This window comes from Bacillus cereus group sp. MYBK14-1 (assembly GCF_051916885.1).
Taxonomy (GTDB): domain Bacteria; phylum Bacillota; class Bacilli; order Bacillales; family Bacillaceae_G; genus Bacillus_A; species Bacillus_A cereus.
On the sequence record NZ_JBQAHM010000022.1, the window covers coordinates 1 to 16,913 of the forward strand.

A 16,913-nucleotide genomic window follows, 5' to 3' on the forward strand; every position below is an offset into this window, starting at 1 on the left:
AGAGCAAGCTCTTAATCCATTCGCTCGACTTGCATGTATTAGGCACGCCGCCAGCGTTCATCCTGAGCCAGGATCAAACTCTCCAATAAAGTTAGTTTGTCTAGCATCTAACATAAAAATTGACGTTTCACGTTGTTTGTTTCGTTTAGTTTTCAAAGTTCAATATCGCGTTTCAGCGACTTTTATAATATATCATACTATATTACTTTCGTCAACAAGTTTTTTCGATAAGTTGTATCTCTCATTTGCTGACTCTGCCTATTATATAGGCTTTCTCTTCCCTATGCAAGTATTATTATAAAAAAATAAAGAGAGGGAAAATCCCCTCTCTTATTCTTCTGAAGAAACCTCTTCACTCGTTTCTTCCTCTTCATCTTTTTGTGCTTTTGCTACCGTCGCTACCTCTTGGTCTTCCTCTAATCGAATTAGACGAACACCTTGTGTATTACGTCCCATTTGAGAGATTTGATCAACTGGCATACGAATAATAACGCCTGCCGCTGTAATTAACATAATATCTTCTTCACCTGTAACAGACTTAACAGCTACTAATTTACCGTTCTTATCTGTAATGTTACAAGTTTTCAGACCTTTACCACCGCGACTTTGCAGACGGTATTCATCAATCGGTGTACGCTTTCCGTAACCATTTTTCGTTACAATTAGAACATTTACATCCTCTTCGACAATTTCCATACCTACAACTTGGTCTTCATCGCCCAACGTAATAGCTTTAACACCTGCAGCATTACGTCCCATAGAACGAACATCTTGTTCATTGAAACGAATTAGCATACCGTTACTTGTCCCGACAATAATATCCTTATCACCCGATGTTAAACGTACAGATATTACTTCATCCTCTTCACGAAGAGAAATTGCAATTAAACCATTTGTACGTATATTTGCAAATGATGAAAGTGGTGTTCTCTTAGAAACCCCTTGTTTTGTCGTAAAGAATAAGAACTGATCGTCACCAAATTCACGAATCGGAATAATAGCGTTAATCCACTCACCCTTATCTACCCCTAATAGGTTAATAATTGGTAGTCCTTTTGCAGTACGACTATACTCTGGAATTTCATATCCTTTCGTACGGTATACTTTACCCTTGTTTGTAAAGAATAAAATATGATCATGAGTAGACGTTGTTAATAAATGTTCAACAAAGTCATCATCATTCGTACCCATTCCTTGCACACCACGTCCCCCACGGTTCTGTGTTTTGTACGTAGAAGCTGGTAACCTCTTAATATAACCGTTATGAGTTAACGTAATCGCAATGTTTTGTTCAGGAATTAAATCTTCATCTTCAATAAATTCCATACCGCCAATTGTAATTTCTGTTCGTCTCTTATCATTGAAACGCTCTTTTACTTCTGTTAATTCTTCACGAATAATCTCAAGAACTTTTTCTTCATCTGCTAAAATCGCTTTTAATTCAGCAATTAACTTCATTAAGTCTTGATATTCTTGCTCAATTTTTTCACGTTCTAATCCAGTTAAGCGTTGCAGACGCATATCTAAAATCGCTTGCGCTTGTTTCTCACTTAAACCAAAACGTTCCATTAAGCCTTGCTTTGCAATATCTGCCGTTTTTGAACTACGAATTAACGTAATAACTTCATCAAGATGATCTAAAGCAATTCGTAATCCTTCTAAAATATGAGCACGTGCTTCTGCTTTTTCTAATTCATAAGCAGTACGTCTACGAATTACTACCTTCTGATGCTCTAAATAATGATATAGATTTTGTTTTAAATTTAGTACTTGTGGCTCCCCATTTACAAGAGACAACATATTAATACCGAAACTTGTTTGAAGCGCTGTATGTTTATATAGATTGTTTAATAGTACGTTTGCATTAGCATCACGACGTACTTCCATGACAATACGCATACCATTACGATCTGATTCATCACGTAAATCTGTAATACCTTCAATTTTCTTATCGCGAACTAATTCTGCGATTTTTTCAATTAATCGCGCCTTATTAACTTGATAAGGTAGTTCAGTTACGATAATAGATTGTTTACCGTTTGACTTCTCTTCAATTTCAACCTTAGCACGAAGCATAATGGAACCGCGACCTGTTTCATAAGCTCTTCGAATTCCACTTCTTCCTAAAATTAAACCTGCCGTCGGAAAGTCTGGACCAGGAATATATTCCATCAATTCTGCGATAGTAATATCAGGATTATGACTTAATGCCAGCACACCATCAATTACTTCGCCAAGCTGATGTGGCGGTATATTTGTTGCCATACCAACAGCAATACCTGTTGTACCGTTTACTAATAAATTAGGGAAACGCGCTGGTAGTACTATCGGTTCTCTTTCGGAACCATCATAGTTATCTTGATAATCAATTGTATTTTTTGAAATATCACGTATTAATTCCATAGAAATCTTAGACATTCTTGCCTCTGTATAACGCATTGCTGCTGCTGAATCTCCATCTACAGAACCGAAGTTACCATGCCCATCTACAAGCATATAACGTTGACTAAAATCTTGCGCCATACGTACCATTGTTTCATAAACGGCTGAATCACCATGAGGGTGATACTTACCAATTACTTCACCGACAATACGTGCTGATTTCTTATACGCTTTATCAGCTGTAATTCCTAAATCATTCATCGCATATAAAACCCTACGATGCACAGGTTTTAATCCATCACGAACATCTGGTAATGCACGAGATACGATAACACTCATTGCGTAATCTAAAAATGAGGTACGCATTTCATGACTAATATTAATTTCTCGAATTCGTGCTTGTTGTTGATTGTCTGACATCAACGAGCACCTCCTCTTACATTTCCGTTACACATACATTGATTTATATGTAGAAGACAGGAATACTTAGATTCCTGTCATTACTCATTTAAATATCAAGGTTCTTCACGTATTTTGCATTCTCTTGGATAAAGTTACGACGCGGTTCTACTTTATCACCCATTAAAATTTCAAACGTTTCGTCTGCTTCTATTGCATCTTGAAGAGAAACTTGAAGTAACGAACGTACTTCTGGATCCATTGTCGTCTCCCATAGCTGAGTTGGATTCATCTCCCCAAGACCTTTATAACGTTGAATTCCTGGTTTCGGCTGGGCTGGTAGCTCAGCTAAGATTTTTTCAAGTTCCTTATCGTTGTAAGCATATTGAATTTTTTTACCTTGTTGTATTTTAAACAATGGCGGCTGTGCAATATAGATATAACCACACTCAATTATTTGACGCATATAACGATAGAAGAACGTTAATAATAGGGTACGAATATGTGCACCATCAACATCGGCATCGGTCATAATAATAACTTTATGATAGCGTGCTTTTTCAATATCGAAGTCTCCACCAATATTTGTACCGATTGCCGTAATAATTGTACGAACTTCATCATTTGATAAAATCTTATCTAAGCGCGCCTTTTCCACATTAATAATTTTACCCTTCAGCGGTAAAATTGCTTGGAAATGACGATCGCGTCCTTGTTTTGCAGATCCACCCGCAGAGTCACCCTCTACGATGTAAATTTCACTAATTGCTGGATCTTTCGAAGAGCAATCAGCTAATTTACCAGGTAAACTTGAAACTTCTAACGCACTCTTTCGACGTGTCAATTCACGCGCTTTTTTCGCAGCTACACGTGCACGTGCAGCCATCGTACCTTTTTCTACAATTTTTCGCGCTACATTAGGATTTTCTAGTAAGAACTTTTCAAATGCCTCTGAGAATACAGACTCTGTAATTGTTCTCGCTTCACTATTCCCAAGTTTTGTCTTCGTTTGTCCTTCAAATTGTGGATTTGGATGCTTGATTGATACAATTGCTGTTAAACCTTCACGAACATCCTCACCAGTTAAATTACTGTCCGCATCTTTTAAAATGCTATTTTTACGACCATAGTCGTTGATTACACGAGTTAAAGCTGTTTTAAAACCTACCTCATGTGTACCACCTTCATACGTATGGATGTTATTCGTAAATGAGTAAATATTATTTGTGTATCCTTCGTTATATTGAAGAGAAACCTCAACCTGAATACCATCTTTTGAACCTTCTACGTACACAGGCTCTTCATGAATCGGTTGTTTTGAGCGATTTAAATGCTCAACGTATGATTTAATTCCACCTTCGTAATGGAATTCTTTCTTTTGCTTATGTTCACGTTTATCTTCAATTGTTAATTTAATATTACGATTTAAAAACGCTAATTCACGCATACGAGTTGCTAGCGTATCAAAATCGTATACTGTTGTTTCTTGGAAAATTTCCGGATCTGGTTTAAATCGAGTTATTGTTCCTGTTTGATCGGTGTCACCAATGACTTTTAAATCCGCAACCGGAATACCTCTTTCGTATTTTTGATAATGGATTTTACCTTCACGATGTACAAATACTTCTAATTCTGTTGATAGAGCATTTACAACCGATGCCCCAACACCATGTAAACCACCAGAAACTTTATAACCGCCACCGCCAAATTTACCACCGGCGTGGAGAACAGTCATAATAACTTCTACAGCTGGACGTCCCATTTTTTCTTGTATACCAACCGGAATACCACGCCCATTATCCGTTACACGAATACTATTATCTTCTTCGATACTAACATTAATTTCATCACAATAACCTGCAAGTGCTTCATCAATACTATTATCTACGATTTCCCAAACAAGATGGTGAAGCCCTTTTCCACTTGTAGATCCAATATACATACCAGGGCGTTTCCGAACTGCCTCTAGTCCTTCAAGCACCTGTATCTGACTTTCATCATATGCATTTTCTTGCATTTGCTTTTGTTCCATTGACACAAAGATCACCTACTTTTCCATTTAAACAGGGGTTATTCCCTATCTATTTCACAATCTACAGTGCCGTTCGTTACATGAATTGTTTTCGCTTCTTTTAATGTTTCGTGTTCAATTCCGTCGACACTCGTCGTTGTAACAAATGTTTGCACTTTTCCTTGAATTGTATTTAAAAGATGTGATTGACGATAATCATCTAATTCTGATAAAACATCATCCAACAAAAGGATTGGATATTCTTTAACCTCTGAATAAATCAATTCAATTTCAGCTAATTTTAGGGATAGTGCGGTCGTTCGTTGTTGTCCTTGCGAACCAAAGACTTGAACATTTTTACTATTAACGAAGAATTGTAAATCGTCACGATGAGGACCAATTAAAGTCGTACCACGGAAAATTTCACGTTGTTTCACAGATTGAAAACTTTCATAGTATACTTCTTTTATTTTCGACAAATCCATTGATTCTGATACATCTACACTTGGTTTATAGACAATTTCTAACTCTTCTAATCCACGGCTTATACCTCGATGAATTGGAGCTGCCCATTCCTGTAGCAAATGCAAAAATTCAAAACGTTTTTGCAGTATTTTCGCACCATGCTCAATTAGTTGAAGTGTAAATACATCCAACATCGTTTCCTCATTCTTACTATTCCCTTGCATTTTTTTCAACAAGTGATTTCGTTGCGTGAGCACCTTTTGATATTGACTTAATTCATACAAATATACAGGAGCTATTTGTCCTAATTCCATATCTAAAAAGCGTCTTCTTACTTGAGGGCTTCCTTTTACAAGATTTAAATCTTCTGGGGCAAACATGACAACGTTCATCACGCCAATATATTGACTTAACTTTTGTTGTTCAAGTTGATTTAATTTTGCCTTTTTACCTTTTTTCGAAATATTTAATTCCAAAGACAAAGAACTGTTTCTTTTTTGTAATTTCCCTTTTATTTGACCAAAATCTTCATCCCAGCGGATAAGTTCGCGATCATTAGAGGTTCTATGAGATTTCGCCATCGCTAAAACATAAATAGCTTCCATCAAATTTGTTTTCCCTTGCGCATTTTCGCCGATAATTACATTTACCTTATCTTCAAAGGAAAGCTCTAATTTTTCATAATTGCGATAGTTTTTTAATTGTATTTCTGAAATAAACAAAGGGCTCCCCCTTTATGCCTGAACTTGGAAAGTTCCGCTTCCTGGAATTTCAATAACATCATTCGCATATAGTTTGCGACCTCTTCTATTTTCAAGTTCGTTGTTCACGTACACTTCATATTCTTGTAAAAACCATTTTACAGCGCCACCTGTATCAATTACATCAGCTAACTTTAAAAATTGTCCTAGTGTAATATACTCTGTTGAAATTTTAATACGTTTCATAAAATCGCTCACTTTCTGAAAGTGTTCATTCTTTCATTGTACTAAATAAACTAGCATTAGGAAAGTAATACCCAAAAATCAAATAAGGGCCACTAGCATCTTTAAACTAGCAACCCTTATTCCTTACCTAGTAAGTACGAACCGGTAAAATTAATTGAATAATTGAATCATCATTTACTGTACGAATTAAGAACGGTCTCATCGCCCCAGTAAAGCTAACTTTAATCTCTGTACTATCCAAAGCTTTCAATGCATCCATCATATATTTTGCACTAAAAGATATTTTTAACTCTTCTCCATCTACTTTTTCGCATTGTACTTCTTCGACAACTTTTCCGATTTCTGGTGAATTCGAAGAAATCTCTAGCATTTCTTGCTCTAAAGTTGATAATTTAACAACGTTATTGCGGCCATCTCTTGCTAATAGTGAAGCCCGATCAATTGCTTGTAGGAATTCTTTTGTATTCACAAAAATATCCGTTTTACTCTCTGCCGGAATTAAACGTGTCGTATCAGGATAATTCCCTTCTAACAATCTTGAGAAGAATAATAAATGTTTTGTACGGAATAATACTTGATACTCCGTAATAACGATATCTACCATTTCTTCAGACTCATCTAAAATTTTACTTAATTCATTTAAGCTCTTACCTGGGATAACAACATTAGCTTGGAATTCATCTGCAATATTATGTCCTTCAATTTTTGCTTTTCGAAGTGCCAGCCTATGACTATCTGTTGCAATACAAGTTAACTCGCTGTTATATACCTTCCAGTTTACACCTGTCAAGATTGGTCTTGTTTCAGAAGTAGAAACTGCAAATACAGTTTGTCTGATCATATGTTTAAGTAAATCTGTTGGTATCTTAAATACATGATGTTCTTCAATCTGTGGCAATAACGGATATTCTGCAGAATCTAAACCATTTAAGTTAAACTCTGATTTTCCAGATTTTATTTTTGTCATAAAATGATTTTCTACAGAAATTTCGACAGTGTCTTTAGGTAGTTTTTTTACAATCTCACTAAAATATTTTGCCTGTAAAACAATGCTTCCTGATTGAGCTATTTCTACGATTTCTTTTCCATCTTCTTCGACTGGAATAAACGATTCAATCGAAATATCAGCATCGCTTCCTGTTAATGTAACTCCTTCTTCAGTTGCTACAACTTTAATTCCCGTAAGAATTGGGATTGTTGTACGAGAAGAAACTGCCTTCATTACATCTTGTACACCTCTTACAAGATAGTCTTTTTGTATTGTAAAACGCATAAAGAAAAACCTCCGGTAAGTATAAGATTTTATTTAATTAATAAAGATAAAAAATAGTAGTAATAGTAATAGGGCTTGTGGATATGTGGATAACCCTGCTAAAGGATGTAAAAACAGTCTATCTACATGTGGATAGACTGTGCGTAAAACAAGGTAAGTTATTCACACTATTCAGCTACTACTTTAAAATACCATTAATTTCTTCAACTTGCTTTTGTAATTGCGTATCGGTTTTTAGTAGTTTAGAGATTTTTTCATGGGCATGGATAACTGTTGTATGATCACGTCCACCAAATTCTTCACCTATTTTTGGTAAAGAGGAATCTGTAAGCTCGCGCGATAAATACATTGCAATTTGGCGAGGAAACGCAACTGATTTTGTACGTTTTTTCGCTTTAAAATCTTCTAATTTCACTTGATAAACGTCCCCGACAGCTTTTTGAATATCATAAATAGAGATAATTTTCGGCTTAGAATTTGGAATAATATCTTTAAGTGCTTCAGCTGCTAAATCAGCATTAATATCTTTATTAATTAAAGATGAATAAGCTACAACTCGGATAAGTGCACCTTCTAATTCACGAATATTTGAATCAATTTGATTTGCGATATAAAGCATAACTTCATTTGGTATATCAAGCCCTTCAGCTTTTGCTTTTTTGCGTAAAATCGCAATTCGTGTCTCTAAATCTGGCGGCGTAATGTCTGTAATAAGTCCCCATTCAAAGCGGGAACGAAGACGATCTTCTAAAGTTGGAATTTCTTTTGGTGGTCGGTCACTAGAAATTACAATTTGTTTACTTTCTTCGTGTAATGCATTAAATGTATGGAAAAACTCTTCTTGAGTCTGTTCTTTTCCAGCAAGAAATTGAATATCATCTATCAATAAAACATCTACGTTACGATATTTATTACGAAAATCAACAGCTTTATTATCACGAATAGAGTTAATAAATTCATTTGTAAATTTTTCTGATGATAAATATACAACTTTTGCATTTGGATTATGTTCAATTACATAATGACCAATTGCGTGCATTAAATGTGTCTTTCCAAGTCCAACTCCCCCGTAAATAAAGAGTGGATTATACGCTTTAGCTGGCGCCTCAGCTACAGCTAATGAAGCTGCATGGGCAAAACGGTTACCAGAGCCAATAACAAATGTATCGAATGTATATTTTGGATTTAACATGCTCTGTGGTAAATGAGCTGAATCATCTTGTGCTGGATTCGGCTTAACTGGAGGCAGATCAATGTCCTCTTCAGCTTGACTTTGGGGAATAATAAAGCGAATTGCTAATTTTGCCCCTGTTAAATCGTATAGTGTTTCTGAAATTAGTTCGGAGTAATGAGATTCTAGCCAGTCACGAGCAAATTCATTCGGAGCTGTAATCGTTAATACGTCTTTCTTCAAGTTATGAGCCGTTGTGGATTTTAACCATGTCTCATAACTAGGCTTGCTTACCTTTTTTTCTAATTCTTTTAAGGCACTATTCCATAAATCAGAGATATTTTCCAAAGGTGTCCCTCCTTTACTAAGTTGGTAAAAGAATAAGGTTGCGCAACAAATGTACAACCTAATAAATATAAAATGTATATTTATACGAAACGTATTTTAAAACCTAAAAACGTCGTTTGTATATGAGATAGGGTTTTCGACAAAAAAAGCAAATGTGGACAACTATTTACCCACATGTGATTAAAACTGTCCACATGTTATACACAAATTGTGGATAAGATAAAGATGTGGAAAACTTATTCAAAGTGAAAACACAACTATAATATCAAAAAAAAGTGGCTATAGCAATGAATTTAAGAAAGTTATCCACAAAATCAATACCTTGTGGAATAAACTTGTCCACAACACGATATACTGTGTAAAAGTGCGAAAAAAGTTTGTGGATATAAAAAGCGCGAAAAAATATTTATCCACAAGGAAATATAGGTGCTGTGAAAAAGTATGTGAATAGGTTCAAAATGAATATTTGATGAAAATTTCTAGAACCATTGACATTTTCCTAGTTAATTAACTATAATTTATAGGACTGTCTTTAACAGATATTCCTCAGGGAGGTGTCATATAATGAAAAGAACTTACCAACCAAATAAACGTAAGCGCAGCAAAGTACATGGTTTCCGCAGCCGTATGAGCACAGCGAACGGACGTAAAGTGCTAGCAGCTCGTCGTCGTAAAGGAAGAAAAGTATTATCTGCGTAGACCACTGATCGTTCAGTGGTCTTTTTTTCTAATAATAGTGAATTTCCGCTGATGAAATACAGGAGTGTCAATTGATATGAAGAAAAAACATCGTATAAAGAAGAATGATGAATTCCAGGCGGTTTTTCAAAAAGGAAAATCAAATGCAAATCGTCAGTTTGTTGTATACCAATTAGATAAAGAAGAACAGCCAAACTTTCGCATCGGCCTTTCTGTTAGCAAGAAAATAGGAAATGCAGTAGTTCGTAATCGAATTAAGCGCATGGTCCGTCAGGCTATTACAGAGTTAAAAGATGAGATAGCTTCTGGAAAAGATTTTGTTATAATAGCAAGGAAGCCTTGTGCAGAGATGACATATGAAGAAGTAAAGAAAAGCTTAATTCATGTCTTTAAACGCTCTGGTATGAAAAGAATAAAAAAGTAGCGTAAGGAAATGAATTACACTATATACATACCGATACAAGGAGGAGTAGGCTTTGAAAAAGAAATTAGGTTTACTAGCCATGCTTATTGCATTAATGGCGATTACTGCTGGCTGTAGTGAAGTAAATCAGCCAATTACACCAAAAAGCACTGGAATTTGGAATGAATACTTCGTATACCCGCTTTCTCAGTTAATCACGTATTTTGCAAACTTATTTAACAGTAATTATGGTTTAGCAATTGTTGTTACGACTCTTATCATTCGTTTTGCGTTATTACCATTAATGATTAAACAAACGAAGAGTACGAAAGCGATGCAAGCGTTACAACCGGAAATGGTGAAGTTAAAAGAGAAATATAGCTCTAAAGATCAAGCGACACAGCAAAAACTGCAGCAAGAAATGATGCAGTTATACCAAAAAAATGGTGTAAATCCATTAGCTGGTTGTTTACCAATCTTTATTCAAATGCCAATTCTGTTCGCTTTTTATCATGCAATTATGAGAACAGCTGAAATTAAACAACATAGTTTCTTATGGTTCGATTTAGGACATGCAGACCCGTTCTATATCTTACCAGTCGTTGCAGCAATTACGACATTTATTCAGCAAAAGCTTGCAATGGCAGGAACAGCTGGTCAAAATCCACAAATGGCAATGATGCTTTGGCTTATGCCGATTATGATTTTAATCTTTGCAATTAACTTCCCAGCTGCATTATCACTTTACTGGGTTGTTGGTAATATCTTTGGTATTGCTCAAATGTACTTTATCAAAGGGCCAGAGATTAAGGCTAACAAAGCTGGAGGCTCAAGCAAGTGAGTATAATTACTGCTAAAGGACAAACAGTCGAGCTGGCAGTAGAGGATGCTTTAAGGCAATTAAATACATCAAAAGATCGAGTAGATATAAATATTGTCGATGAGGGTAAAAGGGGATTCTTAGGTTTATTTGGGAATCGCCCTGCAGTAGTAGAAGTTGTATTGAAGAAAGATCCAATTCAAGAATGTGAAGAATATTTAAGAAATGTTATTCACGATATGGGTGTGGAAGTCGAGATTAGTAAAATTGTAAAAGGACGCGAAATCGAATTCACAATTTCTGGTGATAATGTAGGTGTTTTAATTGGGAAAAGAGGTAATACATTGAACTCTTTACAGTATTTAACAAAACTTGTCGCGAATCGTAACACGAAGCAGTATATCGGTATTACACTAGATGCTGAAAATTATCGTAGTAAAAGAAAAAGTACGTTAGAATCACTTTCTTATCGATTAGCGAAACAAGTATTTAATACGAAAAAAAGAGTTATTTTAGAACCGATGCCATCTTTTGAACGAAAAATTATTCATCAGGCATTATCAAATCATCAAGGTATCAATACAACTTCTGAAGGAAATGAACCACATCGGCATGTTGTAATATCTCCTAAATGACCGGTTGCTCAAATGAGTGCCGGTTTTTTTGAGCGGAAAATAGATGTGGATAACTAAAAAACACTAAACTTATCCACTGTGAATAAGTTTAGTGTTTTTTACATGGGGATATAATAAAATGAGTTATTCTTCTTTTGTAGATAGGTTCGTTATGGTATCCTAATAATTTAGTGAAAGAAATAATCATGTTGAAATAGAGATAAATAAGCAAGTGAGGTGAAAGGACATGGAATTTGATACAATTGCTGCGATTTCCACAGCGCTTGGAGAGGGTGCAATTGCCATTGTTCGAGTAAGTGGGGATGATGCGGTTGAGAAAGTTGATCGTATTTTTAAGGGGAAGGATTTAACAGAGGTTCCTTCTCACACTATTCATTATGGTCATATTGTTGATTTAGATACAAATCAAGTTATTGAAGAAGTTATGGTGTCTATTATGCGCGCACCAAGGACTTTTACACGTGAAAATATAGTGGAAATTAACTGTCACGGTGGACTTGTTTCAGTAAATAAAGTATTGCAACTTATTCTAGCACAAGGAGTACGATTGGCAGAACCGGGCGAATTTACAAAACGTGCTTTTTTAAATGGACGTATCGACTTATCACAAGCAGAAGCTGTTATGGATTTGATTCGAGCAAAAACAGATCGTGCGATGAATGTAGCAATTAATCAAATGGAAGGGCGATTATCTAAATTAATTGGTCTTTTGCGTCAAGAAATATTAGAAACATTAGCTCATGTTGAGGTAAATATAGATTATCCAGAATACGATGATGTAGAAGAGATGACACATAATATTTTAATTGAGAAAGCGACGCATGTTCGTTCGGAAATCGAAAAAATATTAGAAACATCAAAACAGGGGAAAATTTTACGTGAAGGTATTGCTACAGCAATTATCGGTAGACCTAACGTTGGGAAATCATCGTTATTAAATAGTCTTGTTCAGGAGAAAAAGGCAATTGTAACTGATATTGCAGGAACAACTCGTGATGTTATTGAAGAGTACGTTAACGTGCGTGGTGTACCTCTTAAACTTATAGATACAGCCGGTATTCGGGAGACAGAAGATGTTGTTGAACGAATTGGTGTGGAACGTTCAAAAGAAATGATGAGCCAAGCGGATTTAGTATTAGTTGTTGTCAACTATAGCGAGGCTTTAACAAATGAGGATGAAGATCTATTCCGTGCGGTACAAGGAAAAGACTTTATTGTTATTGTGAATAAGACTGATTTACCGCAAGCGATTGATATGGAACGTGTTACAGAGTTAGCCGCGGGAAATCGTGTTATTACAACATCCTTAATTGAGGAACAAGGAATAGCTGAACTAGAAAAGGCAATAGCTGATTTATTCTTTGAAGGAACAATCGATTCTGCAGATATGACATATGTTTCTAATGCGAGACATATTGGATTATTAACACAAGCAGGAAAAACAATCGGTGATGCAGTTGAGGCGATTGAAAATGGTGTACCAATTGATATGGTACAAATTGATTTAACAAGAACGTGGGAAATACTTGGTGAAATTACTGGGGACACAGTGCATGAAAGCTTAATTGACCAGTTGTTCTCTCAATTTTGTTTAGGAAAATAATATAGTGAAGTTGTAGAAAGATAGAGATTATTAGGAGGAATAAACAATGGGATACAATGCCGGTTCATACGATGTCATAGTAATCGGTGCAGGTCATGCAGGATGTGAAGCTGGTCTTGCGGCAGCACGAATGGGCTCAAAAACATTAATGTTAACAATTAATTTGGATATGGTAGCATTCATGCCATGTAACCCTTCTGTTGGTGGACCAGCAAAAGGGATTGTTGTTCGTGAAATTGATGCATTAGGCGGAGAAATGGGACGTAATATTGATAAAACTCATATTCAAATGCGTATGCTAAATACAGGTAAGGGACCAGCCGTACGTGCACTTCGAGCGCAAGCTGATAAATTCGCTTACCAACATGAATTAAAGAAAACAATTGAAGAAACACCAAACTTAACGTTGTTCCAAGGAATGGTAGAGCGTTTAATCGTTGAAGAAGGTGTATGTAAAGGGGTAGTTACACAAGCTGGTGCAGAATATACAGCAAAAACTGTTGTAATTACAACTGGAACATTTTTACGCGGCGAGATTATCATGGGCGACTTAAAATATTCAAGCGGTCCAAATAATCAGCAACCGTCTATTACATTATCTGAGCATTTAGAGGAACTTGGATTTGATCTTGTTAGATTTAAAACAGGGACACCTCCGCGTGTAAACAGTAATACAATTGACTACAGTAAAACAGAAATTCAACCAGGTGATGATAAGCCACGTGCGTTCTCTTTTGAAACAACGAAATTTATTATGGATCAAATTCCATGTTGGTTGACATATACAAGTACAGAAACACACCGTTTAATAGATGAAAATTTACATCGTTCAGCTATGTATTCTGGTATGATTAAAGGAACAGGCCCTAGATACTGTCCTTCTATTGAAGACAAAGTAGTAAGATTTAATGATAAACCACGCCATCAAATTTTCTTAGAGCCAGAAGGGCGTAATACACAAGAAGTATATGTACAAGGTTTATCCACAAGCTTACCAGAAGATGTACAACGTGACATGCTTAGAACAATTCCAGGCCTAGAAAATGTTGAAATGATGCGTACAGGTTATGCAATTGAATATGATGCAATTGTGCCAACACAACTATGGCCAACACTTGAAACGAAAAAGATTAAAAATTTATATACAGCAGGACAAATTAATGGAACTTCTGGTTACGAAGAGGCGGCCGGACAAGGGCTTATGGCTGGAATTAATGCAGCATGCCGTTCTTTAGGTAAAAAAGAAGTTGTTTTAGGTCGCGAGGATGCTTATATTGGCGTCTTAATTGATGATCTTGTAACGAAAGGTACAAATGAACCATATCGTTTATTAACGTCTCGTGCAGAATACCGTCTATTATTACGCCACGATAATGCTGATCTTCGTTTAACTGAAGTTGGTCGTGAAATTGGATTAATTAAAGAAGAGCGCTATGAGCGATTTACAAATAAAAAATTACAAATTGAACAGGAAAAGGAACGTTTAAGCAGCATTATTATTAAACCACGTCCTGAAGTTCAAGAATTAATTCGCAATATTGGCGGAAGTGAATTGAAAGATGGAATACGTGCAAGTGACTTATTACGTCGTCCAGAGATGACATATGAGCATATTCATCTTTTAGTACCAAGTGAAGTAGAATTAAGTGATGAAGTTAAAGAACAAGTTGAAATTCAGATTAAGTATGAAGGGTATATTGAAAAATCTTTACAGCAAGTAGAGCGTATGAAGAAAATGGAGAGTAAAAAAATCCCTGTAGATATTGATTATGATGCGATTTCTAGCCTTGCTTCAGAAGCTAGACAGAAATTGAAAGATGTTCGTCCACTTTCAATGGGGCAGGCTTCACGTATTTCTGGCGTAAATCCAGCGGATATTTCCATTTTACTTGTGTATATAGAACAAGGAAAAATTGCACGCGTATCGAACCAATAAATAGTAAGGAGATATTGCTAGATGAACATAGAACAATTTCAATCTATGCTAGAAGAGAAGGGAATCACCCTCTCTTCTAGACAGTTAGAGCAGTTCAAAATCTACTTTGAAACATTAGTAGAGTGGAATGAAAAAATGAACTTAACGGCTATTACAGAAAAAGAAGAAGTATATTTAAAACACTTTTTTGATTCCATTACAGCTGCTTTTTATTATGATTTTTCAAAACCATTCTCAATTTGTGATGTTGGTGCAGGGGCTGGATTCCCAAGTATTCCTTTAAAAATCTGTTTCCCGCACTTAAAAGTAACAATTGTAGATTCATTGCAAAAACGTATTAATTTCTTAAATCACTTAGCCCAAAAGTTAGAATTAAGTGATGTTGCATTTTGTCACGATCGTGCTGAAACATTTGGGAAAAAAGAAGGTGTACGTGAATCATACGATATTGTAATGGCACGTGCAGTTGCGCGTCTTTCTGTATTAAGTGAGCTATGTTTACCACTTGTAAAAGTTGGAGGAACATTCATTGCAATGAAAGGTGCAGCAGCAAACGAAGAAATTGAAAATGGCAAGTATGCTTTAGAGGTGCTAGGCGGAGAGTTAAAAGAGATGTCTACGTTCCAATTGCCGTTTGAAGAGAGTGAACGTAATATTTTATTAATCGAGAAAAAGCGCAAGACACCAAAGAAATATCCACGCAAACCGGGAACACCCAATAAATTACCTATTGAAAAATAAATCTTATTAGACGTAAGATTAAATTATATAAATGAAAACGTAAATGTTTCATAGGAAACATTTTATGGAGAATAGTCAATAGGCCTAAAAGGTGGTGGAATATGTATGAAAAATACGTTTTCTCGTTTATTTGGCTTTGGAGATAAAGAGAGCGAATTCGAATTACAAGACGAAAGCCATGAAGAGATAGATAAAAAGGTATATGAAGAAATACAAGAAATTCCGATAGTAAATATTACCCCTAACCGTTATCAACCAAGAACAGTTTTTGATGATGCGCGTATTGATGAGCTAGCATTAACAATTCGTACACATGGACTTATTCAACCGATTGTTGTAAGGCAATATGAGGATGATAAGTACGAGATTATTGCTGGAGAAAGACGTTTTCGCGCGGCAACAAAGTTAGGTTGGGAAAAGGTTCCTGCAATTATAAAGAATTTAAATGATACAGAGACAGCTTCTGTAGCTTTAATTGAAAACTTGCAACGTGAGGAACTAACGGCAATCGAGGAAGCTGTGGCATATCAAAAGCTGATTGAGTTACATAATTTAACACAAGAAGCATTGGCACAACGACTTGGAAAAGGACAATCTACAATCGCAAATAAGTTGCGCTTGTTAAAGTTGCCTGAAGAAATAAAAAGTGCATTATTAGAAAAAAGCATTACAGAACGTCATGCCCGCGCTCTCATTCCTTTAAAAAATGAGGAATTACAACTGAAGGTTTTACAGGAAATTGTTGAGAAACAACTAAATGTAAAGCAAACAGAAGAACGAATTGCGAAGTTACTAGAGGAAGCGAAACCGAAGCGTAAGGCAAAGCAAAAAGCAGTAAGTCGAGATACGAGGATTGCTATGAATACAATTAGACAATCTTTACAAATGGTTACTGAAAGTGGTTTGAATGTTAATTCTGAGGAAGAAGAATTTGATGAGTACTATCAAATTACAATTAAAATTCCAAAGAAAAAATAATAATGACGTGCTAGAGACCTTATCCTATTGGAGAGGTCTCTTTTACTATATTTTCTTGTTAAATGAAGAAGGAGTTTAGAAATAAATTTTGAAGTTTAATAA

The 16,913-nt window shown here is 35.6% G+C and carries 14 protein-coding genes and 1 rRNA gene; 8 read left to right on the forward strand and 7 right to left on the reverse strand.

All coding sequences use genetic code 11. The features are described from left to right. The 7 genes from ACTFR3_RS28130 to dnaA all read right to left on the reverse strand — a co-directional run. Nucleotides 1-89, reverse strand: a 16S ribosomal RNA gene (locus ACTFR3_RS28130); the annotation flags it as partial. Nucleotides 90-330: 241 nt separating this feature from the next. Next, complete coding sequence (gyrA, locus tag ACTFR3_RS28135) at nucleotides 331-2,802, reverse strand: DNA gyrase subunit A (RefSeq protein ID WP_001282864.1); 2,472 nt, start codon at nucleotides 2,800-2,802, stop codon at nucleotides 331-333. 88 nt (nucleotides 2,803-2,890) lie between these two features. Further along, nucleotides 2,891-4,813 carry a DNA topoisomerase (ATP-hydrolyzing) subunit B gene (gyrB, locus tag ACTFR3_RS28140; protein ID WP_000435982.1) on the reverse strand — a complete coding sequence of 641 codons (1,923 nt, stop codon included), beginning with the start codon at nucleotides 4,811-4,813 and terminating at the stop codon, nucleotides 2,891-2,893. Between the two features lie 38 nt (nucleotides 4,814-4,851). Beyond that, the gene (recF, locus tag ACTFR3_RS28145; RefSeq protein WP_000470745.1) at nucleotides 4,852-5,979 is read right to left on the reverse strand and encodes a DNA replication/repair protein RecF; all 1,128 of its coding nucleotides are present in this window, start codon (nucleotides 5,977-5,979) and stop codon (nucleotides 4,852-4,854) included. 12 nt (nucleotides 5,980-5,991) lie between these two features. Continuing rightward, nucleotides 5,992-6,204 carry a S4 domain-containing protein YaaA gene (gene yaaA, locus ACTFR3_RS28150; RefSeq protein WP_000821364.1) on the reverse strand — a complete coding sequence of 71 codons (213 nt, stop codon included), beginning with the start codon at nucleotides 6,202-6,204 and terminating at the stop codon, nucleotides 5,992-5,994. 127 nt (nucleotides 6,205-6,331) lie between these two features. After that, nucleotides 6,332-7,477: a DNA polymerase III subunit beta gene (dnaN, locus tag ACTFR3_RS28155; protein ID WP_001212884.1), complete on the reverse strand. Its 1,146-nt coding sequence runs from the start codon at nucleotides 7,475-7,477 to the stop codon at nucleotides 6,332-6,334. Nucleotides 7,478-7,655: 178 nt separating this feature from the next. Continuing rightward, complete coding sequence (gene dnaA, locus ACTFR3_RS28160; protein ID WP_000428017.1) at nucleotides 7,656-8,996, reverse strand: chromosomal replication initiator protein DnaA; 1,341 nt, start codon at nucleotides 8,994-8,996, stop codon at nucleotides 7,656-7,658. Nucleotides 8,997-9,560: 564 nt separating this feature from the next. Here dnaA and rpmH point away from each other — a divergent pair. The 8 genes from rpmH (at nucleotide 9,561) to noc (ending at nucleotide 16,811) form a co-directional block, all read left to right on the forward strand. After that, on the forward strand, nucleotides 9,561-9,695 hold the full coding sequence (gene rpmH / locus ACTFR3_RS28165; RefSeq protein WP_000831901.1) for a 50S ribosomal protein L34: 135 nt from the start codon (nucleotides 9,561-9,563) through the stop codon (nucleotides 9,693-9,695). A gap of 76 nt (nucleotides 9,696-9,771) precedes the next feature. Then, on the forward strand, nucleotides 9,772-10,119 hold the full coding sequence (gene rnpA / locus ACTFR3_RS28170) for a ribonuclease P protein component (RefSeq protein ID WP_000726619.1): 348 nt from the start codon (nucleotides 9,772-9,774) through the stop codon (nucleotides 10,117-10,119). A 52-nt stretch (nucleotides 10,120-10,171) separates the two neighbouring features. Next, a complete protein-coding gene (gene spoIIIJ, locus ACTFR3_RS28175; RefSeq protein WP_440045075.1) occupies nucleotides 10,172-10,939 on the forward strand; it encodes a YidC family membrane integrase SpoIIIJ in 768 nt (255 codons plus the stop codon). Further along, nucleotides 10,936-11,553: an RNA-binding cell elongation regulator Jag/EloR gene (gene jag, locus ACTFR3_RS28180; RefSeq protein WP_000022792.1), complete on the forward strand. Its 618-nt coding sequence runs from the start codon at nucleotides 10,936-10,938 to the stop codon at nucleotides 11,551-11,553. Before spoIIIJ ends, jag begins: the two co-directional genes overlap by 4 nt. 226 nt (nucleotides 11,554-11,779) lie before the next feature. Next, nucleotides 11,780-13,156, forward strand: coding sequence for a tRNA uridine-5-carboxymethylaminomethyl(34) synthesis GTPase MnmE (gene mnmE / locus ACTFR3_RS28185; RefSeq protein WP_074555682.1), 1,377 nt, complete (start codon nucleotides 11,780-11,782; stop codon nucleotides 13,154-13,156). 46 nt (nucleotides 13,157-13,202) lie between these two features. Then, on the forward strand, nucleotides 13,203-15,092 hold the full coding sequence (mnmG, locus tag ACTFR3_RS28190) for a tRNA uridine-5-carboxymethylaminomethyl(34) synthesis enzyme MnmG (RefSeq protein WP_000541031.1): 1,890 nt from the start codon (nucleotides 13,203-13,205) through the stop codon (nucleotides 15,090-15,092). Between the two features lie 21 nt (nucleotides 15,093-15,113). Next, nucleotides 15,114-15,833, forward strand: a complete 720-nt coding sequence (rsmG, locus tag ACTFR3_RS28195) for a 16S rRNA (guanine(527)-N(7))-methyltransferase RsmG (RefSeq protein ID WP_001019628.1) — start codon at nucleotides 15,114-15,116, stop codon at nucleotides 15,831-15,833. A 105-nt stretch (nucleotides 15,834-15,938) separates the two neighbouring features. Beyond that, nucleotides 15,939-16,811, forward strand: a complete 873-nt coding sequence (gene noc, locus ACTFR3_RS28200; protein WP_000799016.1) for a nucleoid occlusion protein — start codon at nucleotides 15,939-15,941, stop codon at nucleotides 16,809-16,811. The last annotated feature ends 102 nt before the right edge of the window (nucleotides 16,812-16,913 follow it).

Coding starts and splice junctions, on each gene's coding strand:
- gyrA (WP_001282864.1), bottom strand. CDS start 2,802: ATGTCAGACAATCAACAACAAGCACGAATTCGAGAAATTAATATTAGT.
- yaaA (WP_000821364.1), bottom strand. CDS start 6,204: ATGAAACGTATTAAAATTTCAACAGAGTATATTACACTAGGACAATTT.
- dnaN (WP_001212884.1), bottom strand. CDS start 7,477: ATGCGTTTTACAATACAAAAAGACTATCTTGTAAGAGGTGTACAAGAT.
- rsmG (WP_001019628.1), top strand. CDS start 15,114: ATGAACATAGAACAATTTCAATCTATGCTAGAAGAGAAGGGAATCACC.
- mnmE (WP_074555682.1), top strand. CDS start 11,780: ATGGAATTTGATACAATTGCTGCGATTTCCACAGCGCTTGGAGAGGGT.
- gyrB (WP_000435982.1), bottom strand. CDS start 4,813: ATGGAACAAAAGCAAATGCAAGAAAATGCATATGATGAAAGTCAGATA.
- rnpA (WP_000726619.1), top strand. CDS start 9,772: ATGAAGAAAAAACATCGTATAAAGAAGAATGATGAATTCCAGGCGGTT.
- rpmH (WP_000831901.1), top strand. CDS start 9,561: ATGAAAAGAACTTACCAACCAAATAAACGTAAGCGCAGCAAAGTACAT.
- mnmG (WP_000541031.1), top strand. CDS start 13,203: ATGGGATACAATGCCGGTTCATACGATGTCATAGTAATCGGTGCAGGT.
- noc (WP_000799016.1), top strand. CDS start 15,939: ATGAAAAATACGTTTTCTCGTTTATTTGGCTTTGGAGATAAAGAGAGC.